20 protein-coding genes are annotated in these 24,603 nt (G+C 67.8%); 17 read left to right on the forward strand and 3 right to left on the reverse strand.

Going from position 1 to position 24,603, the window contains the following annotated elements; all coding sequences use genetic code 11:
* The first annotated feature begins 48 nt into the window (after positions 1-48).
* From OVO38_RS08360 to OVO38_RS08415, 12 genes are all read left to right on the forward strand, one after another.
* Positions 49-1,623, forward strand: a complete 1,575-nt coding sequence (locus OVO38_RS08360) for an FtsW/RodA/SpoVE family cell cycle protein (protein ID WP_416358583.1) — start codon at positions 49-51, stop codon at positions 1,621-1,623.
* 38 nt (positions 1,624-1,661) lie between these two features.
* Positions 1,662-2,780, forward strand: coding sequence for a UDP-N-acetylglucosamine--N-acetylmuramyl-(pentapeptide) pyrophosphoryl-undecaprenol N-acetylglucosamine transferase (locus OVO38_RS08365; RefSeq protein WP_267208221.1), 1,119 nt, complete (start codon positions 1,662-1,664; stop codon positions 2,778-2,780).
* A 35-nt stretch (positions 2,781-2,815) separates the two neighbouring features.
* Entirely contained in the window at positions 2,816-4,333 is a 1,518-nt protein-coding gene (gene murC, locus OVO38_RS08370) for a UDP-N-acetylmuramate--L-alanine ligase (protein WP_267208222.1), read from the forward strand.
* Entirely contained in the window at positions 4,334-5,353 is a 1,020-nt protein-coding gene (locus OVO38_RS08375; RefSeq protein WP_267208223.1) for a cell division protein FtsQ/DivIB, read from the forward strand. It begins immediately after the preceding gene.
* A gap of 142 nt (positions 5,354-5,495) precedes the next feature.
* Positions 5,496-6,785, forward strand: a complete 1,290-nt coding sequence (gene ftsZ, locus OVO38_RS08380; RefSeq protein ID WP_095553918.1) for a cell division protein FtsZ — start codon at positions 5,496-5,498, stop codon at positions 6,783-6,785.
* 45 nt (positions 6,786-6,830) lie between these two features.
* Positions 6,831-7,559: a peptidoglycan editing factor PgeF gene (gene pgeF / locus OVO38_RS08385; protein WP_267208224.1), complete on the forward strand. Its 729-nt coding sequence runs from the start codon at positions 6,831-6,833 to the stop codon at positions 7,557-7,559.
* On the forward strand, positions 7,560-8,363 hold the full coding sequence (locus tag OVO38_RS08390; RefSeq protein WP_267208225.1) for a YggS family pyridoxal phosphate-dependent enzyme: 804 nt from the start codon (positions 7,560-7,562) through the stop codon (positions 8,361-8,363).
* A gap of 123 nt (positions 8,364-8,486) precedes the next feature.
* Positions 8,487-9,038, forward strand: a complete 552-nt coding sequence (gene sepF / locus OVO38_RS08395; RefSeq protein WP_267208226.1) for a cell division protein SepF — start codon at positions 8,487-8,489, stop codon at positions 9,036-9,038.
* A gap of 81 nt (positions 9,039-9,119) precedes the next feature.
* Entirely contained in the window at positions 9,120-9,425 is a 306-nt protein-coding gene (locus OVO38_RS08400; protein ID WP_095278043.1) for a YggT family protein, read from the forward strand.
* 263 nt (positions 9,426-9,688) lie between these two features.
* A complete protein-coding gene (locus tag OVO38_RS08405) occupies positions 9,689-10,771 on the forward strand; it encodes a DivIVA domain-containing protein (RefSeq protein ID WP_267208227.1) in 1,083 nt (360 codons plus the stop codon).
* Between the two features lie 342 nt (positions 10,772-11,113).
* Positions 11,114-14,317: an isoleucine--tRNA ligase gene (ileS, locus tag OVO38_RS08410; RefSeq protein ID WP_267208228.1), complete on the forward strand. Its 3,204-nt coding sequence runs from the start codon at positions 11,114-11,116 to the stop codon at positions 14,315-14,317.
* Between the two features lie 76 nt (positions 14,318-14,393).
* Positions 14,394-15,800 (forward strand): DNA polymerase IV, encoded by a 1,407-nt coding sequence (locus OVO38_RS08415; RefSeq protein WP_095534872.1) that lies wholly within the window; start codon positions 14,394-14,396, stop codon positions 15,798-15,800.
* On the opposite strand, the gene OVO38_RS08420 is transcribed toward OVO38_RS08415, so the two are convergent.
* Positions 15,801-16,721: an asparaginase gene (locus OVO38_RS08420; protein WP_095278035.1), complete on the reverse strand. Its 921-nt coding sequence runs from the start codon at positions 16,719-16,721 to the stop codon at positions 15,801-15,803. It lies immediately after the preceding gene.
* 113 nt (positions 16,722-16,834) lie between these two features.
* Between OVO38_RS08420 and OVO38_RS08425 the strand changes: the two genes are divergently transcribed.
* The gene (locus OVO38_RS08425) at positions 16,835-17,464 is read left to right on the forward strand and encodes a hypothetical protein (protein ID WP_095278033.1); all 630 of its coding nucleotides are present in this window, start codon (positions 16,835-16,837) and stop codon (positions 17,462-17,464) included.
* Positions 17,465-17,468: 4 nt separating this feature from the next.
* On the opposite strand, the gene OVO38_RS08430 is transcribed toward OVO38_RS08425, so the two are convergent.
* Together OVO38_RS08430 and OVO38_RS08435 are read right to left on the reverse strand one after the other, a co-directional pair.
* Positions 17,469-19,175 carry an ABC-F family ATP-binding cassette domain-containing protein gene (locus tag OVO38_RS08430; RefSeq protein WP_267208229.1) on the reverse strand — a complete coding sequence of 569 codons (1,707 nt, stop codon included), beginning with the start codon at positions 19,173-19,175 and terminating at the stop codon, positions 17,469-17,471.
* A gap of 31 nt (positions 19,176-19,206) precedes the next feature.
* Positions 19,207-20,175, reverse strand: a complete 969-nt coding sequence (locus tag OVO38_RS08435) for a DUF6263 family protein (RefSeq protein ID WP_267208230.1) — start codon at positions 20,173-20,175, stop codon at positions 19,207-19,209.
* Between the two features lie 188 nt (positions 20,176-20,363).
* On the opposite strand from OVO38_RS08435, the gene lspA reads away from it, so the two are divergent.
* The 4 genes from lspA (at position 20,364) to OVO38_RS08455 (ending at position 24,443) form a co-directional block, all read left to right on the forward strand.
* Positions 20,364-20,909, forward strand: a complete 546-nt coding sequence (gene lspA / locus OVO38_RS08440) for a signal peptidase II (protein ID WP_095534868.1) — start codon at positions 20,364-20,366, stop codon at positions 20,907-20,909.
* Positions 20,899-21,828: an RluA family pseudouridine synthase gene (locus OVO38_RS08445; RefSeq protein ID WP_267208231.1), complete on the forward strand. Its 930-nt coding sequence runs from the start codon at positions 20,899-20,901 to the stop codon at positions 21,826-21,828. Before lspA ends, OVO38_RS08445 begins: the two co-directional genes overlap by 11 nt.
* A 1-nt stretch (position 21,829) precedes the next feature.
* Entirely contained in the window at positions 21,830-22,429 is a 600-nt protein-coding gene (locus OVO38_RS08450; RefSeq protein ID WP_267208232.1) for a hypothetical protein, read from the forward strand.
* Between the two features lie 163 nt (positions 22,430-22,592).
* Positions 22,593-24,443, forward strand: a complete 1,851-nt coding sequence (locus OVO38_RS08455) for an efflux RND transporter periplasmic adaptor subunit (RefSeq protein WP_267208233.1) — start codon at positions 22,593-22,595, stop codon at positions 24,441-24,443.
* The last annotated feature ends 160 nt before the right edge of the window (positions 24,444-24,603 follow it).

Here is a 24,603-nt window from a genome sequence, read left to right on the forward strand (position 1 = left end):
ACACGAACCACGCTGGTTGAAACGACGAAAGGCCACAGGACGCATTCGATGACGCTGAAACCAGACAATCACAGGAGGTCGGAGCGCCCGGCCGGGGCGACTCGCGGGCGCCGCCCCGCCGAGCGTTCCAGCGCCGCGGTCCGACAGGAGTCCCGGCTGGGCAACGCCTCGCGTCGCCTGGGCGAGTTCATGGACTCGCGCCCGCTGCTGGACTACACCATGATCCGCACTGTGGTGCTCGTCCTCGCCGGCCTCGGCGTCGTGATGGTGCTCAGCTCATCCATGGCCATGTCGGTGGCGAACAACCAGGCGCCGTGGAGCATCGCACTGCGCCAGCTCCTCATGGTCATCGGCGGCCTGGTCGCGTTCTGGGCCGCGTTGAAGATCCCGCCGTCCCGTTTGCACAAGCTCAGCGTCGTGCTCATGTGGGTGGCGGTTTTCCTGCTCATCGCGGTGCTTACGCCGCTGGGCACGGGTAAGGAATCGGTGGGCTCGCAATCCTGGCTCGAGCTCGGGCCGCTGCGCTTGCAGCCCTCGGAGCTCGCCCGCATCGCCATTGCAATCTGGGGCGCGCAAGAGGTGGCCAACAAGGACGCCACACGCCCGCTGCAGGCCGGAACCGGCACGCTGCGTTTCACCGTCGTCTCGGTCATCTGCCTGGCGCTCATCGCGGCGCAGGGAGACTTCGGCATGGCGGTCTCGTTCGCGCTCGTCGTCGCGTTCATCCTGCTCTTCGCTGGTATCTCGTGGCGCACGATCGGCATCTTCGCCGGCATCGGCGCGATCTTCCTCTTCAGCCAGTTCGCGGCGGGCGGCTTCCGTTCCAACCGCTTCCACGTCTACTTCGACGCGCTCCTCGGGCACTTCGAGGACACGCGCGGTATCGCGTTCCAGTCGCACCAGGGCTTTCTTTCGCTTGCCGACGGCGCCCTCTTCGGCGTCGGACTCGGCCAATCTCGCGCGAAGTGGTTCTACCTCCCGGAGGCGCAAAACGACTTCATCTTCGCCGTCATCGGCGAGGAGCTCGGCCTGTGGGGCGGCGCGCTGGTGATCTGCCTGTTCGCCATGCTCGGCTACTTCGGCCTGCGGGCCGCGCGCCGCGCGCAGACGCAGGAGCAGCGGCTCATGGCTGCCTCGCTGGCGGCCGCCGTGGTCTCCCAGGCGTTCATCAACATTGGCTACGTCGTCGGCCTCCTGCCTGTGACCGGCATCCAGCTGCCGATGCTCTCCGCGGGTGGCACGTCCGCGGTGATCACGTTCGGCGCCATGGGCGTGCTCGCCTCGGTGGCGCGCCACGAGCCGGATGCAGTTTCTGCGATGCAGAACTACGGGCGTCCGCTCTTTGACCAACTGTTGTTGATTGGGGAGCCGCGGCCCGTCGATAAGCAAGGCACCCCGCGCCCGAAAACCACATCGCGCAAGCGCGAAGGGTCGCGCTCGGGGCGCGTCGTTCGACCGAACCAGCGCGACGCGCGCTTCGGCACACCCGTCACGGCGCGCGGCGCGGCGGGGTCCGGTCGCCGCACCGACGGCGAACGAGGTCGCCCGAGCAGGCGCCGCGAGCAGGCGCGCTACGATGAACCACGAAACAGCGCTCGCAGGGGCGAGCGCCGGGCCGGCTAACGCTGCCGGTCAGCGACGTGAAAGGCGGAAATACGGCAATGGCTGAAACGCACGACGGAGACGGTACCCAGCTCAACACCCAGCTCAATGTGGTGGTAGCCGGCGGCGGCACTGCGGGCCACATCGAGCCCGCCCTCGCGGTCGGCGAGGTCCTGCGCGACACCTATGGCGCGCGCGTCGTCGCTCTGGGCACGGAGAAAGGGTTGGAGACGACCATTGTGCCCGCGCGAGGATTCGAGCTCGAGCTCATTGACCCGGTGCCGATGCCCCGCAAGCAGCCGCTGAAGTGGGCGGGCATCCCGCTGAAGCTGCGCCGCGCAGTGCGTCAAACCGCGGACATCATGAAGGAGAGCGGCGCGGACGTGGTCTTCGGCACCGGCGGATACGTCGCCGGTCCCGCGTACCTGGCCGCGCGCCAGCTGCGTCTGCCGTTCTTTGTCCTGGAGACCAACGCGCTGGCCGGTATGGCGAACAAGCTCGGCGTGCGACTCGGCGGCATTGGGCTCAACGCCGTGCCGAACTCGGGCATGGCCGGCGACGTCGTCGGGATCCCCGTGCGCCCGGGCGTGGGAGACGACCCGGACGGGGCGAAGGCCGGGCGCGGATACAAGATGTGGGACCTGGACCCCAACACGAAGACGGTCCTGGTCACCGGCGGGTCCCAGGGCGCGGTGAACATTAACCGCGCGCTTGCCGGCGCGGTGGAGCGGATCACCGGCGCGGGGTTCCAGGTCCTGCACGCGTACGGCCGCAAGAACGACGCTCCCGTGACCATGAACGGCTACACGGCCGTGCCGTACATCGACGATATGGAGGCCGCGTACGCTGTCGCGGACCTCGTGGTCTGCCGCTCCGGCGCCATGACCGTGGCAGAGAACTCCGCCGCAGGACTGCCCGCGATCTACATCCCGCTGCCGCACGGCAACGGCGAGCAGGGGCTCAACTCCGCGCACCTTGTTGCCACCGGGGCCGCAGTGCGTATCGACGACGCGTCGCTCACCCCCGACGCCCTCGCCGAAGAAGTCCTGGGAATCCTGAGCAGCCCGGACCGTTACCAAGAGATGCGCAGCGCCCTCGAAACCTCGGGCGCTGGCAACGTGGCCGAGGAACTCGCGCGGCGCATCACCAAGGCCGCCGCCCGCAGCGCTCACCAGTAGCCCCCGCCGATTCACCCGATTAGAAGGAGACCCCAATGACGCCGACGACTACCCCGGGCGCTTCCGACCCGGCCGAGACCACAATCGACCTCTCCCGCGTCCACCTCATCGGCATCGGCGGCGCCGGCATGTCCGGCGTGGCCCACATCCTGCTCGACCGCGGCTCCGTGGTCACCGGTTCGGACGTGAAGGAGTCGTGCCCGGTCCGCGCGCTGCGCTTGCAGGGCGCGGAGGTGGCCATTGGCCACGCGCGCGAAAACCTCGAGCTTTCCGGTGAGCTCCCGACCGTCGTGGTGACCAGCTTCGCTGCGATCCCCAAGGACAACCCGGAGCTGGTGCGTGCTGCCGAGGAGGGAATCCCGGTGATCCGCCGCTCCGATCTGCTGAGCGAGCTCATGGAGGGCTACACCCAGGTGCTCCTCGCCGGGACGCACGGCAAGACGTCCACCACGTCCATGGCGGTGGTGGCGCTGCAGGCGGCCGGGGTGGACCCCTCCTTTGCCATTGGTGGTCAGCTCAACCGCGCCGGCACGAACGCCCACCACGGAGCCGGCGACGTGTTCGTAGCCGAGGCGGACGAGTCGGACGCGTCGCTGCTTCGCTACAAGCCGAACGTCGCGGTGATTACCAACATCGAGCCCGACCACCTCGACTTCTTCAAAACCCACGAGGCGTACTTCCAGGTCTTCGACGACTTCGCCGACCGCGTCCAGCCCGGCGGCCACCTCGTGGTCTGCCTGGACGACCCGCACGCAGCCGAGTGCGGTGAGCGTGCCGCCGCCCGGGGCGTGAACGTGCTTGGCTACGGCACCGCGGAGGCCGTCGCGGCCCACCCCGACGTCCCCGCCGGCGCCGTGATCACCGAGGAAACGGTGGAAGGCTCCTACGTCACGACGACTGTGGAGCTGAACGTGCCCGAACACACCGCCACGGTGCGCTATCAGCTCAGTGTCCCGGGCCGCCACATGGTGCTCAACTCCGCGGCCGCGCTGCTCGCTGGCGTGCTTGCCGGCGCCGACCCGGAGAAGCTGGGGGAGGGGCTCACCGACTTTTCCGGTGTGCGCCGCCGCTTCGAGTTCCGCGGCCAGGTCGAGGGCGGCGACTTCGACGGCGTGCGCGTCTACGATGACTACGCCCACCACCCGACCGAGGTCAACGCGGTGCTCACCGCCGCGCGCGACAAGGTGACCACCGAGGGCAACGGCGCGCGCGTCATCGTCTGCTTCCAGCCGCACCTCTACTCCCGCACCGAAGCCTTCGCCGAGGAGTTTGCCCAGGCCCTTTCGCTTGCCGACGCCTGCGTCGTCCTCGACATCTACGGAGCCCGAGAAACCCCCGTGGAGGGTGTAACCTCGCGGATCATCACCGACCGCATCGCGGACGGGACCGAGGTCCGCTTGGAGCCCGACTTCTCTGCGGCGCCGCGGACGGTGGCGTCCCTGACGAAGCCGGGCGACCTCGTGCTGACGATGGGTGCGGGCAGCGTGACGCTGCTCGCGCCGGAGATCCTCCGCGAGCTCTCGGGAAACGCGACGCCGGGCGCGGAGGCCTAAATGTCCACCGTGATCGGCAGTTCCGGCACCCCGGACCCGGAGGAGCCCCAAGACACTCAAGACGCCCAAGATCCGCAAGACTCGCAAGATTCAGACGACTCGCGCGAGGAGCCGCAGATCCCGGAGGTCGACGGCGACGTTGACCCCGCGGACGAGGGAGCCGTCGACCCCGCGGACGAGGGCGAGCTCGACCCGGAGGAGTGGGACGAGAGCGAGCCGGAGCCCGAGCCCGAGCCGGGCGAGAAAACCAGTCCCGCACGCGTGCGTGCCTATGAATCTACCGCGGCGCCGCGCGCCGAAGCGGCAGCCGAGGAGCCGCCGACACCGGTCGACGACGCGGCGTCGCGCGCCAAGCGCATGCGGAGGCGTCGTCGCGCCGTCGGCTCCGTGGCCCTTGCCGTTGTGGTCATCGGCGTCGTGGGCGCGATCATGCCGTTTACCCCGATGATGCCGGTCCACGGGATCAACGTGGACGGCACCCAGAACCTCAGCACCGGCGAGGTCCAGGACCTCACGGGGATCGAGCCGGAAACGCCGATGGGCCGGGTGGACGTGCAGGGTGCCGCGCAGCGCGTTGCAGGGAACCCGTGGGTGAGCTCCGTGACGGTCAAGCGCGACTGGCCGAGTGCCATCGATGTCGTGGTGGACGAGCACAAGCCGGTCGCGTTTGTCACCGAGGATGACGGCGCGCACTTGATCGACGACGAAGGCAAGGACTTCATTATCGCCGAGCCCCCGGCGGGCGCGATGGAGCTGGTTGGGCCCGGAATCGGTGATGAGGAGGGGAAGCGGCACGCGGTGGAGATCGCGGCGTCGATAAGCGAAAAAGCCCGTGGCGAGGTCGAGTCTTTGGAGGCGCGCGGGCCGTACGAGTACGTGCTGCACGTAGCCGGCGGGCGGCAAGTGACGTGGGGTGCTGCGGAGGACAACATAAATAAGGCGCTCGCGCTTGAGACCGTGCTGCAACTGGAGGGCACGGAGTTCAATATCTCGAACCCGGAACTCGTCACGTCGCGGTAAAACCCCAGGTCAAAACTCTAAAGTAGAGGTTGAGGGTCGTGACACGCCGGGGGAGAAAACAAAAATCTCCGTTGTGTCATTCATGATGGAACGCGTTAGAAAGAAACCACTCCTCACTGTTTGAAAGGCGAGTCACCACACCATGACCTCTCCCGCGAACTACCTCGCCATGATCCGCGTTGTCGGTGTCGGCGGCGGTGGCGTCAACGCCGTCAACCGCATGATCGAAGAAGGCCTGAAGGGCGTCGAATTCGTCGCCATTAACACCGACTCGCAGGCGCTGCTGTTTACGGATGCCGATACGAAGCTGGACATCGGCCGCGAAGCCACTCGTGGCCTCGGCGCGGGTGCGAACCCGGAGGTTGGCCGTACTTCCGCGGAGGACCACAAGCAGGAGATCGAGGAGTCGCTGAAGGGCTCCGACATGGTGTTCGTGACCGCCGGCGAGGGCGGCGGCACCGGCACCGGTGCGGCGCCGGTCGTCGCCGGCATTGCCAAGAAGATGGGCGCCCTGACCATCGGCGTGGTCACCCGCCCGTTCACCTTTGAGGGCAAGCGCCGCACCCGCCAGGCACTCGAGGGCATCGAGGCGCTCAAGGAGGTTTGCGACACCGTCATCGTCATCCCGAACGATCGCCTGCTGCAGCTGGGAGAGGCGGAGCTGTCCATGATGGACGCGTTCCGCGCCGCCGATGAGGTGCTCTACAACGGTGTGCAGGGTATTACCAACCTGATCACCATCCCAGGCATGATCAACGTCGACTTCGCCGACGTGCGCTCTGTCATGGCCGACGCCGGCTCCGCGCTCATGGGCGTCGGCTCCGCGCGCGGAGACAACCGCGTGATGACCGCGACCGAGCAGGCCATCAACTCCCCGCTGCTCGAGGCCACCATGGAGGGCGCTAAGGGCGTGCTGATCTCCGTCGCCGGCGGCTCGGACCTCGGCCTGATGGAGGTCAACAACGCGGCTTCCATCGTCGAGGGCAAGGCCGATGAGGACGCGAACATCATCTTCGGCACGATCATCGACGACAACCTGGGCGACGAGGTCCGCGTGACCATCATCGCCACCGGCTTTGACGAGAAGGCCAACGTGCGTGCAGAGGCCGCCCGCCAGGGCGAGCCGCAGATTCAGACCGCCCAGGCGCAGTCCGGCTCCAGCGCGGCACAGATCGACGGCGCGTCCTCGGCCACCCCGGCCCCGTCCCGCGGCTCGCTATTCGACGACCGCGCGGTGGAGACCAACCAGCCCGCGCCCAGCCAGCGTGGCTACGAGGACCGCCAGCCGCGCCACAGCTACGATTCGCAGCGAGGTGGCCTGTTCACCAGCTCCGACCGTAGCTACGGCGACCGCGGCGAGGCCCGTCGCGACGATCGTGACAACCGCGGCGACGACGATTTCGATCTCGACGTCCCCGATTTCCTGCGTTAACCACCAGCGCTCGCCCGGCAGCGTGAGCCGGGTAGCCTTGTTGGCATGGAAAGCCTGACAACCCGCCCCGTCCGCATGGTGTTTACCTCCCGTGCCGGCGGGGCTTCTGCGTCCCCGTACGACAGCTTCAACCTCGCGCTCCACGTCGGGGACGACGAAGCGCAGGTGCATGCTAATCGACGCCGCCTCGCCACCATCCTCGACCTCCCCGAAGAGCACTTCGTGTGGATGGAACAGCTCCACACCAACTCCGTCACCGTGGTCGACGGCCCCCAGGCCGACCCCGTCGAAGCGACCGACGCTCTCGTGACCACCCAGACCGGACTTGCGTTGTGCGTGCTGGTCGCGGACTGCACTCCGGTGCTGCTTTCGGACCACGACGCAGGCGTCATCGCCGCCGTCCACGCGGGCCGGTTGGGCGCGCGCAATGGCATCGTGGCACGCACCGTGCAGCAGATGGTGGAGCTGGGGGCGAAGCCGGCCAATATCCAAGCGCTTTTGGGACCGGCCGCGGCGGGCGAGTCCTACGAGGTCCCCGCGGAGATGGCGGACGACGTGGAAGCGCACCTGCCGGGCGCCCGTTGCGCCACGAGCAAGGGGACGGCGGGCCTGGACATCCGTGCCGGTATCGTGCGCCAACTGCTTTCGCTGGGCGTGACGCACATCGACGCCGACCCGCGCGACACCATTACGGACGAGTCCTTCTTCTCTCACCGCCGCGAGGGCACGACGGGGCGTCAGGCCGGCGTGATTTGGCTGACGGGGGCGAAATAAATGACTGAGCAACACGCCGGGCAACATGCCGAGCAACAGCACGGCGACCTCAGCGCGGCGCAGCTGCGCGAGAACCTCGAGACCGTGCAAGACCGGATCCGCGCTGCGGAACGCGCAGCCAACCGCGAGCCGGGAAGCGTGGCGCTCCTGCCGGTGACCAAGTTCCACGGTGCTGGAACAGTCGAAGCGCTCGCCGCCGCCGGGGTCCGCCTGGTGGGGGAGAACCGTGAGCAGGAGGCGCGCGCGAAGGCGGAAACGCTCGCCACCGACGGCGTGGACTGTGGGATAGTCATGATCGGCCAAATCCAATCCAAGAAGGCTAACGCCGTGGCCCGATGGGCGTCCGAGGTCCACTCGGTGGACTCGGTCAAGCTCGCCCGGGGGCTGGACCGCGGGATGGCGCTCGCGATCGAGCGCGGCGACCGCCGGGACGGTGCCGGAGACGTGCTGCGCTGCTTGGTGCAGGTGTCCGCCGACGGCGACACCAGCCGCGGCGGCGTCGCGCTGGATGGCGCGTCATTCGGCGGCGTTGCCGCGGAGGAGACGGTCTCGGACGTTGTCGGGGCCGTCGAGGACGCGGAACACCTGGCCTTTGACGGTTTCATGGTCGTGCCGCCGCTGGACGCCGAACCAGGCGAGGTCTTCGCGCTCGTCCGCCAGCTGACGGACGAGTGGTCGGCCAAGCTGGGGCGTACGCTGCGGATGTCGGCAGGGATGTCCGGCGACTTCGAGCTCGCTATTGCGCACGGCTCAGACGTGGTGCGTGTCGGAACAGCTGTGGTTGGTCCGCGGCCCGTAGGCTAAGCGCGAACCTTACAAATAACACGCCCGGTATTTGTCCGGTCTTTGTCCCGGTTTGGCCTCGATCTGAGCAGCATTGGGCAGTACAAGGGGCACTTTAAGCACCGCAATCAAGGAGCACGATCAATGTCTATTTTTGACAGCGCGAAGGAATTCCTCGGCCTCGGCCCCTACGGCGAGGACGACGCCTACTACGACGACGCATATGACCGTGATGACCGTGATGACCGTGATGGCCGTGTTGGCACGGACATGCGCGACGATCGCGGTGATCGCCGTGCTCAGTCCGCCCACGCTGCGCATGAGGTCCGGGACGTCCGCGATGTTGAGCCGTCGCGTGCGCACCGTTACTCCTCCGCAGCCGACCGCGATTATGCCGAGCCGCGCGTGCGTCGCGACGCCCAGGTTGTGATTCCGATGCTGCACTCGTACCAGGACGCGAAGCAGGTGGGCGAGCCCTTCCGTGATGGCAACATTGTGATCATGGACCTGACCAGCCTGAGCAAGGTGCAGGCGAAGGCGTTCATCGACTTCTCCTCCGGCCTGTGCATGGCGCTGCGGGGCACGATGCACAACCTGACGTCGCGTCTTGACGTCGACCGTCGCGTCTTCGCCATCGTGCCCGATGGGGTTGACGTTGATGAGCAGGACCTGCAGCGTCGAGCGCACCTGGTCTAGCCGGTGTCTAGCCGGTAGGACGTGACACGCGCGGGGTAGCGGTTGCACCCCGCGCGTTTTGCTATAGGTATGGTGGCTCACGTGGCAATTTTCGGAGCAATACTGTACGCCCTCGTTGGCCTCTATTCGTTCGTGGTGATCCTCCGCGTCATTATTGAAATGGTGGAAAGCTTTTCCCGGCACTTCGACCCGCCCCACTGGTTCATGGTTGCTGGGGAGGCGATCTTTGTGGTGACGGATCCCCCGGTGAAGGCACTGCGGAGGATGATCCCGCCGTTGCGGATGTCCAACGGCATCGGTTTTGACCTCAGCGTGATCGTGCTGTTTGTCGTCCTCGTCGTGGTGCAGATGGTAATTCGCGCCACCCTCATTACTCCGTTTGTCTGAGAGTGGAAACCTGCAGCTCAACCGGAGGTAGAGATCCTTGAATAAGTGCGATTTTACCCCGCTTTTTGCGCTTCACTCGACACAGACCGCGTGTTCACGTGTATAAATAGATTGACTCGACGTGGCGGAGCTCTCCGTATCGGCTAGAATCGTCGGGTAAAAGCGTTACAAATTATTAGAAATATGGATTGCTTTCCCGTAACGTGGGAGGAAATCCTGTGCCCGGGTAGCCGGGTACGTCACTGACTTCGAAGGGAACGCCCATGCCGCTGACTCCAGCAGACGTGCACAATGTCGCTTTCAGTAAGCCTCCGATTGGCAAGCGGGGCTACAACGAGGATGAGGTCGACCAGTTCCTGGACCTCGTTGAGGACACGCTCGCCCAACTGCAGGACGAGAACGATGATCTGCGCGCCCGCGTGGACGAGGTTGCCGCTGGCGGCGCCGCGACCGGCGGTGCTGCAGCCGCGTCCGCGTCGCAGTCCTCTGCAGTCGACGAGGCGGCTGTGCGCAAGCAGGTCGAGCAGGAGCTCCGTGCTGAGTACGAGAAGAAGCTGCGTGACGCGAAGACTGCCACGGACAAGGCAGAGGCCGAGGCCCGCACCGCGAAGAGCGAGGCGGAAAAGGCCCGCAAGCAGGCCGAGGCCGCAAAGCAGGACGCCGACAAGCGTGTTGCTGAGGCGAAGCGCTCCGCAGAGTCCGCAGCCAAGAGCACCACGCAGGGCTCCTCCATCGCCGCGCCTGCCGCAGCTGCGGCTGCCGGGGCATCCGCTGAGGCTGCCTCCGCCGATACCCACGTCCAGGCCGCCAAGGTCCTTGGCCTGGCACAGGAGATGGCGGACCGTCTGACCAGCGACGCGCAGGCTGAGGCCCGCTCCATGCTGGATGAGGCCCGCGGTGCCGCCGCGCGCCAGCTTGCGGACGCAGACACCAAGGCGAAGAAGCAGCTCGCCGATGCGGAGTCCCGCTCCCACACCCAGCTCGAGGACGCGAAGAAGCGCGCGGCCGAGACCACCACGACCGCGGAGACCCGCGCGAAGCAGCTCGTGGCGGACGCCGAGAAGAAGGCGCAGGAGACCACCAGCGACGCAAACTACCGTGCCGAGGCGCAGATCCGTCAGGCCGAGGAGCAGGCGCACAAGCTGCAGGCCGATGCAGAGCGCAAGCACACGGAGATCATGAACACGGTCAAGCAGCAGCAGAACGCGTTGGAGAACCGTATTGCCGAGCTCCGCACCTTCGAGCGCGAGTACCGCACTCGCCTGAAGACCCTGCTGCAGTCCCAGCTTGAGGAGCTGGAGACCCGCGGCACCTCCGCACCGAGCGGCGACGCTGGCGCGAAGTAGCACAGCACGCGCTCTCAACGCCCCGCGCGCGGACCTGGGATGAGGTTCGTGGGCGGGGCGTTGGCGTCGATAAGCATGCTCCGCACCGCACCGGCCAGGAGTGCGTTATACTGGCGAGGCACTTCAACAGCGCACGTGCTGATCCGGCCATCACCGGGGAGCGTTTTCGGAAGAACCCCGCGGCTCCAGGGCCGCGGCAAGTAGAACCGGACGTGAACAAGGGGAGACGTCACTTCCTTCACCACAAATGAAGCGGGAGCCGGCCCTGCGGTTGGCTTCAAGCAGGGTGGTACCGCGCGGCTTGCCGCGTCCCTGCACGAGAACCGCAACGTGCGTGGAGGAATGATGACCGAGGTAGGTGGCGTCTACCCCAAGGTAGACATGACTGGTGGCAGCAGCCGGTTCCCGGACATGGAACGGATCGTGCTGGACTACTGGAACAGCGACGGGACCTTTCAGGCCTCGCTGAAGAACCGTGAAGACGCCGAAGAGTACGTGTTCAACGACGGCCCGCCGTTTGCCAACGGCCTGCCGCACTACGGCCACCTGCTCACCGGCTACGTCAAGGACATCGTCCCGCGCTACCGCACGATGTCCGGCTACCACGTGCCGCGCGTGTTCGGTTGGGACTGCCACGGACTGCCCGCCGAGCTGGAGGCGGAGAAGCAGCTGGGCATCAAGGACAAAGCGGAGATCGAGGACATGGGCCTCGAGCGCTTCAACGAGTACTGCGCAAAGTCCGTCATGCACTACGCGGACGAGTGGGAAAACTACGTCACGCGCCAGGCGCGCTGGGTGGACTTTGAAAACGGCTACAAGACGATGGACCCGGAGTTCATGGAGTCCGTCATGTGGGCGTTCAAGGAGCTCTACGACAAGGGCTTGATCTACCAGGGCTTCCGCGTCCTGCCGTACTCGTGGGCGGAGCACACGCCGCTGTCCAACCAGGAGACCCGACTGGACGATTCCTACCGCGAGCGCCAGGACCCCACGGTGACGGTGACCATGCCGTTCACCGGTGGCCGTGAGGGCTTCGCCGCCGCAACCACGTGGGAGGAGCACCCGGAGCTTCACGACGCCGCCGCGATCGCCTGGACCACCACCCCCTGGACCCTCCCGTCCAACCTGGCCCTGGCGGTCCACCCGGAGGTGGAGTACTCGCTGGTCCGAGTTGCCGTGGACGGTGTCGAGGGCTTCGCCGGAGCGAAACTGCTCCTGGCTACCGACCTCATGGGCGCCTACGCCAAGGAGCTGGGCACGGACCCGGAGGTCGTCGCCACCTTCACCGGCGCGCAGCTGGAGGGGCTGGAGTACGAGCCGGTCTTCGACTACTTCAAGGACACGAAGAACGCGTTCATGATCCTCCTGGCGGACTACGTCACCACCGAGGACGGTACCGGTGTGGTCCACCAGGCACCCGCCTTTGGTGAAGACGATATGCTCACCACCGAAAAGTACGACATCGACTTGGTCATCCCGGTCGACGCCGACGGCAAGTTCACCAGCCTCGTCCCCGAGTACGAGGGCAAGCTGGTGTTTGACGCGAACCGCGACATCATCCGCGAGCTCAAGGCCGCGGGCCGCGTGGTGCGCGACCAGACCATCGTCCACTCCTACCCGCACTCCTGGCGCTCCGGCGAGCCGCTCATCTACATGGCGCTGCCGGCATGGTTTGTCAAGGTCACCGAGTTCCGCGACCGCATGGTTGAACTGAACCAGCAGATCGACTGGATCCCGTCGCACATCCGCGACGGCCAGTTTGGCAAGTGGCTGGAGGGCGCGCGCGACTGGAACATCTCGCGTACCCGCTACTGGGGCTCCCCGGTGCCGGCGTGGGTGTCGGACAACCCGGAGTACCCGCGCGTCGACGTGTACGGCTCCCTCGACGAGCTCGAGCGCGACTTCGGCCGACGCCCCGAATCGCTGCACCGCCCGCACATCGACGAGCTGGTGCGCCCCAACCCGGACGATCCGACGGGCAAGTCAATGATGCGCCGCGTGCCGGACGTGCTGGACTGCTGGTTCGAGTCCGGCTCGATGCCGTTCGCCCAGTACCACTACCCGTTTGAAAACGTGGAGGAGTTTGAAACCCGCCAGCCGGCCGACTTCATCGTGGAGTACTCCGGCCAGACTCGCGGCTGGTTCTACCTCCAGCACGTGATGTCCACCGCGCTGTTCGACCGCCCGGCGTTTAAGAAGGTTGTCGCCCACGGCATCGTGCTCGGCGACGACGGCCTGAAGATGTCCAAGTCCAAGGGCAACTACCCGGACGTCAACGAGGTCTTTGACCGCGACGGCTCTGACGCGATGCGCTGGTTCCTCATGTCCAGCGCCATCCTGCGCGGCGGCAACCTCATCGTCACCGAGCAAGGCATCCGCGACGGCGTGCGCCAGGCGCTCCTGCCAATCTGGAACGCGTACTCGTTCCTGCAGCTCTACAGCTCGCACGAGGCGACCTGGTCGCTGGACTCCACCGACGTGCTCGACCGCTACATCCTGGCCAAGACGCACGACATGGTCGCAGCTGTCGATGCCGCGCTTGCAGACACCCGCATCGCCGATGCCTGCGACGAGGTTCGCCGCTTCGCCGACACCCTGACCAACTGGTACGTGCGCCGCTCCCGCGACCGGTTCTGGGAGGGCCAGGAGGCGCACCCGGAGGCCTTCAACACCCTGTACACGGTGCTGGAGATCCTCACCCGCGTCACGGCGCCGCTGCTGCCGTACATCTCTGAGGTCATCTGGCGTGGCCTGACCGGCGGTCGCTCCGTGCACCTCACGGACTACCCGAAGGCGGACACCATCCCGTCTGATGACGCACTCGTGGCCACCATGGATGCCACCCGTGCGGTGTGCTCCGCGGCTTCCTCGGTGCGCAAGTCCCGCAAGCTGCGCAACCGTCTGCCGCTGCCCAAGCTCACCGTGGCGCTGCCGAACGCGAATGACCTTGCCGACTTCGCCCCGGTCATCCGCGACGAGGTCAACGTCAAGGCCGTCGAGCTGACCGAGGACGTGGATTCGGCGGGTTCCTTCGAGGTTGTCGTGAACGCGAAGGTCGCTGGACCGAAGCTGGGCAAGGACGTGCAGCGCGCCATCAAGAACGTGAAGGCGGGCAACTACGTGCGCCGCGGCGACGATGTGGTGGTCGACGGCGACATCGTGCTTACGCCGGTGCTCTACACGGAGCGACTCGTGGCCGAGAACCCGGAGAGCACCGCGCGCGTGGACGCCAACGACGGCGTCGCCGGCCTGGTCGTCCTGGACACCGAGGTCACCGAGGAACTGGAGGCTGAGGGCTGGGCCGCCGATGTGATCCGCGGTCTGCAAGACGCACGTAAGCGCGAGGGCTTCGAGGTCTCCGACCGCATCGCCGTGGTGCTCTCTGTGCCGGCGGAGAAGGAGGGGTGGGCCAAGCGCCACGCCGAGCACATCGCCGGCGAGACCCTGGCCACCGACTTCTCCGTCACCACCGACGCCCTGTCCGGCGAGCAGACCGTGCACGAGGTGATCGACGGCGTGACGGCGCAGGTGCGCAAGAACGCCTAGCCCTCGCCTGCCCGTACCGCCGTGGCCCCCAACCTGCTAGTTGGAACTTGTGAGCGATGATTGGCAGACTTGGGGCATGACTCGCTGGGTGCTGCACATCGACATGGACGCCTTCTTCGCGTCCTGCGAGCAGCTCACCCGGCCCACCCTCAAAGGCCGCCCGGTCCTGGTCGCCGGGGTCACCGGGCGCGGCGTGGTCGCCGGCGCCAGCTACGAGGCGCGCAAGTTCGGCGCGCGCTCGGCCATGCCTACCCACCGTGCCGCCCGCCTCATCGGCCCGCAGGCGGTGCTGGTCACGCCGCGTCGCCCGGTCTATAGCGCGGCGTCGCGACGCGTCTTTGACATCATCCGCCGCCGCGTGGACGTGATGGAGCAGCTCTCCATCGACGAGGCGTTCTTAGAGCCAGAGGAGCTTGTCGACGCCACGCCGGACCACGTCCGCGCTTGGGCCAACGACCTGCGCGACGCGATCAAGCAAGAGACCGGTTTGCCCAGCTCCATCGGGGCCGGCAGCGGGAAGCAGTACGCCAAGATCGGTTCCGGCTTGGCCAAACCGGACGGCGTTTTTGTCATCCCGCACGACGAGCAGTTGGACATCTTGCACCCGCTCCCGGTGAGCCAGCTGTGGGGCGTCGGCCCGGTCACGGAGGGGAAACTCGCGGCGGCCGGCATCGAGACGATTGGAGACTTCGCCGCGTTGAGCGAGAAGGAAGTGGACATCTCACTCGGCGGCGTCGTGGCGAAGCAGCTGTGGACGCTGGCGCGCGGCATCGATGACCGGCCGGTCGCGCAGCGGGCGAAATCCAAGCAGATTTCGTCGGAGCACACCTACCCGCAGGACCTCACCACGCAGGCGGAGGTGGACGCTGCGCTCGAGCGGGCGGCAGCGGGCTCGCACCGACGCCTGGTCCGCGCCGGTCGCGGGGCGCGCACCGTCACGGTCAAGCTGCGCATGGCGGATTTCCGCATCGAGTCGCGCTCAGCCACGCTTCCGTACGCCACCGATGACGCTGGCACCTTGCTCGCCACGGCCTTCAAGCTGGTGCGCTACCCGGACGAGGTCGGGCCGATACGGCTCGTCGGCGTCTCCTACTCGGGCCTCGAGCACTCGCTCCAGGACGTGCTCTTCCCGGAGCTAGACCAGGCGATTGTGAAGCCCGCCTCGGCGGAGACAGACTACGAGACCGGGGTGAGCGACCACGTGACTCAGGAGCAGATCGAGGTGGACACGCAGGCCGGGCACCAGCAGGGAATCTGGCAGGCCACGCAGGACGTGTTCCACCCCGAGTACGGCCACGGATGGGTGCAGGGCGCGGGCAAGGGGTGGGTGACCGTCCGCTTTGAAACCCGCTCGACGGGGCCGGGGCGCATCAAGAGCCTGCGCGAGACGGACGAACAGCTGCAGCCCGCGGACCCGCTCGACTCGCTGGACTGGGACGACTGGTTCGAGGAGGAGCGCGACGCCGAGGAACGCGACGGCTAGCTAGCGCGCGCCGAGCAACGGCGCCGGGTCGACGCCCGCGGCCAGCGCCGTCGCGAGCGCCATGCGTGCCTGGCCCGGGCGCAGGAAGCCCGCCGGCAGCGCGCCCTTCGCGCCGAGCGTGCTGCCGCCGCCGGCGCCGCCGTAGGCAAACGCCACCTCGCCGCGCGGTACGGAGGTGGAAATGACCACCGGGATCCCGGCGTCCAGGGCGCGGGCAAGGCCGGTGCCCATCTGCTCGGAGACGTTGCCCGCCCCCAGCGCGGCGACGACGATGCCGTCCGGGCGGGAGGCGGCAACGGCGTCTACGAGCGCGTCGTCCGCACCGGGCCACGCCGCGATGACGGGGATGTTGCACCCGTCCAGTTGGGCCAGGGGAGCGGCAGCGGGCCGGGGCAGCGGCCGGTCGGCGGCGAGCGCGAAGGCGCGCAGCTCGCCGGTGTGGGCCTTGTACAGGCCACGGGCCGGTAGGGTGTCGCCGCCGAAGTGGACGAGCACGCCCTGGCCGCGGCGCAGCGGGTCGGCGGCGGTGTCGATCGCGCGGCGCAGGTTCTCGGGCCCGTCGGGCGCGTCGGCGTCGGCGGGGCGCTGCGCGCCGGTGAGCACGACGGGGCGGGGGTCGTCGTGGACGAGGTCGAGCGCGAGCGCGGTATCGGCCATGGAGTCGGTGCCGTGGGTGATGACGATTCCGGTGACGGAGGCGTCGTCAAGCGCTTTGCGCACGAGCGACCTCAAGGTATCGACCTCGGCGAGGGTGACTGAGGAGGAATCCAGGCTCGCGGCGTCGTAGGTGCGCACTGGCTCGGTGGTGCCGCTGCGGGAGACGAGCTCCTCGCAGGTCAGGGTGGGGACGCGCGCGCCGGTGGCGTCGGTGGTGGAGGCGATGGTGCCGCCGGTGGAGATGACGAGGACGAAGTGTTCCATGAGTCCTAGCGTGCCAGATGATGTTGTTGGTGTGGTGATACCGGGGCGATACGCTGAGTGGAATAAAGTGCAAACGAGAACCTACGAAGCAAATGCTGCCGCAAGGAGAATCAGTGAACGCACACAAACTCATCGTCGCCGTTGCCGCACTCGGGCTGACTGCGGGCCTCGCCGCCTGCTCCGATGATGGCGAGTCCGGCGCGGACACCAGCGGGTCCGCCAGCAACGAACAGACCTCCGCCCAGCAGGCCGCCCCGGTGGCCGAGCTGCCGACCGCCGAGGAGCTCAACGCCGTGCTGACCCGCGCGACCGACTCCGCCCTGCCGATCGGCGAGCGCGTCAACACCGTCCAGGGCGGCGACACGGTGCCCGAGCTTTTCGATGTCATGGCGCAGTCCCAACAGCAGTCCGGGGCAAACTTCCAGGTCGTGGACCCCATCCTGCCGGGCTACGGGCCGAACACGGTCCTGGCTACCGTGAACTTCACCCAGCCGGAGCAGCAGTCCGCGCAGCAGGCGGAGGACGTGGAGTTCGTCTTCGAGGACGGGCAGTGGAAGCTGTCCCAGGAGTGGGCCTGCACCCTGGTGACGAATACGCTGCCGCCGGAGCAGGTGCCGCCAATGTGCACCGCCGGCGCCGCGCCGACCGTGCCCGGGGACCAGGCCCCCGCCGACGCGCCGGCCGCGGATGCCCCGGCTGAGCAGGCACCGGAGGGCGATTACCAGGAGGCCCCGGCCCTGTAGTCCGTTAGTCCACTTCGTCGCGCCAGACCTCGCCGGTCCACATCGTGGACAGGGTGAGGATCCTGGCGCGTTCGTCGTTTGTGCGGATCCGCTCGCGCCACTGGCGGCGCACCCACCGGTCGTGGCTGGTGATGATCACGGTGCCCGCAAAGTCCAGCAGGGCGTGCTCGAGCTCTTCCGCCAGGGCGAGCGAGAGGTGGTTGGTGGGCTCGTCCAACAGCAGCAGGTCCGGGGGAGTGGAAAGGATCACGCCGAGGGAAACCCTGCGGCGCTGGCCCAGCGAGAGGTCCTCCAGCTTCGTAGCGGCCTGCGCCTCGGTCATCAGTCCCATCTCCACGAGGTCCGGGGAGCCGCCACCGGTACGGATGGCAAACGCCTCGGCCGCGGTAACCGTCAGGTCGCGCCACGAGTCGTCCTGCTCAAGGCGGCCCACGCTGTACTCCTCCGGGATGAGGCACTCGCCGGAATACCCGGTGAGCGTGCCGTCCAGGATCTTCAGCAGCGTCGACTTGCCGGACCCGTTCGGCCCCTCCACCAGTACCTGCTGGCCGGGCTGCAGCTTCAGGTCCAGCGGGGCGAGGCGATCCGGCACCGCGAGGCCCCGGGTCACCACGGCGGGCACGCCTATCGACGTCGCCGTGTGCTCCGGCACCCCGCGGAAGGACAGCCGTGCCGGCGGGGCCGGGATCGCTTCGCGCTGCAGCGCCTCCAGGCGCTGCTGGGCGGAGCGGCGCCGATTGCCCACCGTCTTTGCGGCGCGATCTGCGTAGAACTTCGCCGCCGCACGCGTCTCCGTCTTGTTCTCGTGGGAGTGGAAGACGTCGTCCTCGCCCTGCTCTGCGGCCTTCTCCAGGCGCGCGCGCTCGTGTTCCTGGGCGGCGTAATCGGTCTCCCAGCGTCGCCGGCGGTCCTCGCGCGCCTTGAGGTAGTCCGAAAACGCGCCGGAAAAGCGGGCGCCCTGGCGGGTCTCCTCGCCGAACCCGCCTTCCGCGCCGAGGCCGGGGTCCAGGTCGACGATCCCGTCGCAGGCGCGGTCGAGGAAGTAACGGTTGTGGGAAGCCACGAGCACGGGGCCCTTAAACGCCTCGAGCTCGCCGATGAGGAAGTCCACGGCCTCGTCGTCGAGGTGATTCGTTGGCTCGTCGAGCACCATGGCCTCGACCGGGCGCAGCAGGAGGGCGGCGAGCGCGAAGCGGCGCCGCTGCCCGCCGCTCATCTCGCCCAGCGGGGTGGAAAGGGGCACGTTGGCCAGGCCGAGGCCGGCGAGCACGGTGGCGATGCGCGCATCCAACTCCCACACGCCGGACTGCTCGGCGCGCGCGAGCGCACGGTCGAAGTCGGCGGCGAGTGCGGCCGATGCAGCGTCGTCCTGCTCCGTGGCCATGGCCTCCCCGAGGCGGGTGATGTCGGCTTCGACGTCGCGGAGTTCGGCCACGGCGGCGTCGATAAGCTTGCTTGCGGGTTCAGTGAACGGCAGGGACGTCTCCTGGGCGATGAAGCCGGTGGTCGGCGGGGTGATGAGCTGGCCGGTATCGGCGGTGAGCTCGCCGGAGATGACGCCGAGCAGGGTGGATTTGCCGGCGCCGTTCTCGCCGATCAGGCCCGTGACGGAGCCGGAGGGGACGGCGAAGGAGATGTCGGTGAGTACTCGCTTGCCGCCGGGGTAGGTAAATGAGATGCCATCGAGGCCGATGTGCAGCGGTGCGACCATGGGAAACTCCTTGAAAACTCTGGGGTGAGCGCTACGCGTCGTCGGACCCGTAGGTCACGGCCTCCGTGACGTCCTGCACCACGCGGTAGGCGGCGTCCTCGCCCGAGTAGACCAGGCGGGTGGTGGACGCGACCTGCCCGGACGTGGGCAGCGGTTGCTTCAAGTCCAGTGTAATACTGCCCTGCGAGGTCGTTGACGTGCTCTCCACGTCAAGCGTCTGCCCGTCCAGGTCCCCGGCGACAGAATTGTCAATCTGCAGCGACTGCTGGGTCGGGCGCTCCTCCACGTGGACGTCAAGGTCGACCGCATCGCCCTCGAGCCGGGTTACCGTATAGGTTGCGGTGCGCAGCATGTTCGAGGTTCCGGTGACGCGGTTGCGCACGGTCCACGAGCCGCCCACGCCGACCGGTTCGTCCGGCAGCACCACGTTCATCGACGCCACGGCCAGCAGCGACTGCTCCACCGTTTGGCGCCCCCGCTCCTGGGACTCGTTCGGCGCCATGAGCTTCAGCGTAGAGATGGCGCCGGTCGACTGCGCCCGCCAGCGCATGAGGAACCCCTCCGCGGACGCGACCTCCTGGCTCAGCGGCAGGTCGGAGTGCTTGCCTTTTCCCACGGTGAACTCCACCGCAGCGTCCGCCGGGGACTCGTCCTCGCCCGGCTCCGGGGCGCTGCCCGCCGTGACGGCGAGCGGGAGGGTGGTGGTGGAGACGTCGACGCTGCTCACGTTCGGCAGGCCGGGGTCCTCGTGCGCCTGGTTCGCGGGCAGCACGTCCTGGCTGATGCCGGAGGACACCGCGACGGTGGTGTCCCATGCGTCGGTCTCGTCGGTGTTCTCGCCGTCTTCGCCACCCAGCCGGTAGGAGAGCTGCTGCGGGGACTCGCCCGCGGCAACGACCTCCACGGCCGGGGTGTCCATGGCAAACGCCGGAATCCCCTTGAGCGGGTCCTCGTCCGCGGTGCCGCAAGCGGTCAGCGGGAGCAGCGTTGCGCTGAGCACCAGGCAGGCGGCGGCGAAACGGGGTCGGTGAGCTGGGCGAGCAGGACGCGCCGAGCGCGCTCGGGGAGGCAGAAAGATCACACTTTGAAACTACCGCACCGCGACGACCCGGAAGCAACCACGGCTGCGTGCCCAGACCGGGCGACAGTGCGCCCGCGCGGAGCCGGACCCGCTACAGTTGACAGGCGATGCAACACAACAACAGTCACACCAATACGCAGGACCCGGCGTCCGCGCCTCGCGGCCCGCGCCGGGGGAGGTACCTGCCGCTCGTCGCCGCCGTCATGCTGGTCATCGCGGTGGCGGATCAGGCCATCAAACAGCTGATGGTCTCGTGGCTCGAGCCGGGGGATCAGGTCCCGCTGATTGGTGACTGGTTCCGGTTCTACCTGCTGTTCAACCCGGGCGCGGCCTTCTCCATGGGCCAGAACTCGACCTGGCTGTTCACCACGATCCAGCTCGCCTTCGTCGTCGGTGCGCTGCTCTACGCCCCGCGCTTGACCTCGCGTTTCGAGGCCATCGGTCTGGCCATGATCGCGGGCGGCGCCCTGGGCAACCTCATTGACCGCCTGTTCCGTGACCCCGGCTTCTGGTTCGGCCACGTCGTGGACTACATCTCCGTGGGCTCGTTCGCGGTCTTCAACCTCGCGGACGCCTGCATCACCGTCGGCACCGCCCTGTTCGCGTTGGCGGTGTTGACCTCTGACCACAAGGAGGCGCCGCATGCCGGGTGACTTCCGCAGCCTCCCCGTCCCCGAAGGCCTGGCCGGCATGCGCGTTGACGCCGCGCTGGCCAAACTCTTCGGCATCTCCCGCAGCGTTGCCGCCGAGATGATCGCGCAGGAGGAGGTGCTTATCGACGCCACACTGCCCCAAAAATCCGACCGCGTCATCCCAGGCGCCCTCATCGAGGCCACCCTCCCGGAACCCAAGCGAGCGCCGGAACCGGTGGCGGAGCACGTCGAGGGCCTGGAGATCCTCTACCACGACGCCGACCTCATCGCGGTGGACAAGCCAGTCGGCGTTGCCGCGCACCCGACCCTGGGGTGGGACGGCCCCACCGTCCTCGGCGGCCTGCAGGCCATGGGCTTCACGCTGCCGGACGCGGGTCCCCCGGAGCGCAAGGGCATCGTGCAGCGCCTGGATGTCGGCACCTCCGGGGTGATGGTGGTCGCCGCGAGCGTCCAGGGCTACTCGGTGCTCAAGCGTGCTTTCAAGGAACGCACGGTGGACAAGACCTACCACGCCGTCGTCCAGGGCCTGCCGGACCCTATCGTGGGCACCGTCGACGCGCCTATTGGCCGGCACCCTTCGTCGGGCTGGAAGTTCGCCGTGACTGACGACGGCCGACCGAGCGTGACGCACTACTCCGTCATCGAGGCCTTCCGCCGCGCAAGCTTGCTCGAGGTGCACCTGGAGACGGGGCGCACCCACCAAATCCGCGTGCACATGTCCGCGCTGGGCCACCCGTGCGTGGGTGACCCCATGTACGGCTCTGACCCTAACCTGTCCAAGCGCCTCGGGTTGATCCGCCAATGGCTGCACGCGAAATCGCTCGGGTTCACGCACCCGCGCACCGGTGAGTACATGACGGTCGAGTCCTCGTACCCAGCCGACCTCCAACACGCGCTGGACGTGCTGAGGGCGGGCTAGCATGCGCCGCCCACTTGCCGCAGCAGCCGCCGTGTTCGGGGCGTGCGCGCTGCTCATCGTCGCGTTGTACGCCGTCGGGATGTCTCACGCGCCCGCCACGCCGACGCTGCAAGGCGACGCGCTCGGCCCCGACCCGGGAGAGCCAGCGGAGGAGTACTCGCAACGCGCCGCGGCGACGCTTGACTCCGCGCGGAGGCAGAGCACGCCGGGCGACTCCCACCTCGCCCTGGTCGCGTTCGACGCGCCGCAGTCCTGCGACGCGGCGGCATCTGCGTACCGAGACGTGCCGCGCGTCAACGCGATCGTGCCGGAGGGCCTGCCGCCGAAGGACACCCCGGAGCCAGTCGGGGAGACGAGCGCAGGAAGGGGCGAGGTGTGCGAGCGCGAGGCGCGCCGGGCCGTTCAGCGCGAGTCAGGCGCTGGGCCGGACTGGGCGCAGGCTTCTGTGCTCCTCGCTGGCGCGGTGGTGACCGCGGACGTTGCAACGCTGTCGCGCCTCGCGGAATCGTCGCACGTGCGCTCAGTCGAGGTATTGCCCGCCGACGCGGTGTGGGGCGCAATCGCTGTGCGGAACCCGGGTGTGTATTCAGCGGGTTCGTAGGCAGAATCCAGGCTCGTCGTTCGGGTCCCAAGCGGGGGAAGGCGCTGGCCCGAAGTGGTCCGGGCCCGTGTATAGTTCAACGAAGTTGCACGCCTAAGCGCCCGGACTCTTCAGTTGGCTTTGCCGAAGACGCCGTTGGCGCGCCCGTTTGTGAGGAGAAGTTTTGGTTTCCGAATCCGGAATTGCCACCCCGCACGCCACCACCAACCGCCGCCGGTCGCTGAAGCTGCGCTCCGTCGCGGTAATCACCACCGTGTCGCTGTTTGCATCTGCCTGCGGCTTCGGTGGAGGAGACAACAGCAAGGACGCGGACGGCTTGCAGCCGGGCGACTACACCGTGGCGTCGGCGGAAGACGTCTCCGACAGCGTTGTGGTCAACGGCAGCATTGCTCCGGTTCGGGCAATGAACATCACTACGTCGGTGCAGTCCGAGGTGCAAAAGATCGCCGTCCAGCCCGGTGACCGCGTGCAAAAGGACCAGTTCTTGGTCTCTATGGACACCGAGCAGCTGGACCGGCAGCTTGCCGCGCAGGAGCGCCAGCAGGCGAACGCTCAGGCCGACGCCACCCAGGCGCTGCAGCAGGCAGAATCCCAGCTCAACGCCCACGACCAGTCCATTAACGACGGCACGAACCAGGCCATCCGCCAGGCACAGGCTCAGGTGGATCAGGCGCAGGCTGCATACAACGCGGCGCTCGCCGCAAACGGCGGTCGTTCCGCAACCCGAGTGGCCGACGTATTTTCCCAGATGGCGGGCAACCTCTCCTCGCACCTGCCGGGTAGCTCGAGCGGCGGCGCCCCGGAGGCTCCGGCACCCGCTGCACCGGCAGCACCCGCAGCCCCCGTTGCGCCAGCTGCACCTGGCGCGGGCGCGGTGGCGGTACCGGGCGCTGCCGGCGCAGACGGCGCGGCAGGCGCCGGTGCGGTCTCCCCGGAGGACCTCGCCAGCATGGCAGGCGCCCAGGGCGCGGGTGCTGCAGGCGCGGCTGGGGCCGACGCCGCGGCGAGTGCGCCGATGAGCGTCGATGAAGCGTACGCAGCGCTGCAGGATGCCCAGGCGGCGCTCGCGGCCGCGCAGACCCAGGCGCAGCAGGAGCGGGAGCAGCTGCAGGGGCAGGTGGACAGTGCGCGTCGACAGGCGGAAAGCGCCGGCATCTCTGAGAGCGACGGCACGCTGGAGTACCAGCTGCAGGAGGCGACGCTGTACTCGCCGCTCGCCGGCATCGTGACCGCGGTGGACGTGCAGGAAGGCGACATCCCGCAGGGCAAGCTGCTCAGCTTGGCAGATGATTCCAGCCTGATCATCAAGTCCGAGGTTCGCGAGGCCGACGTGCCGAACATCGCGCAGGGCAACCGCGTCGAGTTCACGTCGACCGCAACCGGCGACAAGAAATTCAAGGGGCGCGTAAAGCGCATCGCCCCGGCCGCTGACCCGAGCGCGTCGGGCAGCATGAGCAGCGGCATGGCAGGTGGCATGGCCGGAGGCGTGAACGCGGCCGGCGGAGCCAACGACCAGTCCAGCAGCGTGACCTTCCCCGTGGAGATCGAGGTCACCGGCGACAAAAAGGGGCTCCTGCTCGGCGGTACGGTGCGCGCGGAGATCATCACCGAAGAGTCCCCGGACGCCCTCAACGTGCCTGTCGACGCCGTGTACGGCGACGATAATGACAAGAAGGTCCTGGTGCTCGCCACCGATGGCGACGACGCGAAGTCCGGCAAGGTGGAGGAGCGCAGCGTGAAGACGGGCGCCACCAACGACGTGGACATTGCCATCACCGGGGGCGACCTCAAGCCGGGCGACATCGTCATCAACTGGCCGGACGAGTACTCCGACAAAATCGGCGAGACCGTGGACATCTCCGATCCGAAGTTCGACCCGCAGCAGGTACGCGATGCCAAAGACGGCGCCAAGGACAGCGCGAATGACAGTGCGAATGACAAGGACGCGACAAAGTCCTCTGAAGCGCCGAAGTCTGAGCAGAAGGACGCCGCCGAGGGCGGCGAGGAAAAGTAGGGGAGCGCGCCGTTGAAGAAGTTCTCCCGAAAAGGAAAACACGCCCGCAGAGACGACGACAACGCACTCGACACTGCGCAAGCAGCGCCCGGCCAACCGGCCGGGGCCGGAGAGGACGACGACCCGTTTTTCTTCGGCGCGGAGGAGGCCACCGGCGAAC

Origin of the sequence: Corynebacterium sp. Marseille-P8863 (genome assembly GCF_946902955.1) — a bacterium.
GTDB lineage: Bacteria > Actinomycetota > Actinomycetes > Mycobacteriales > Mycobacteriaceae > Corynebacterium > Corynebacterium gottingense.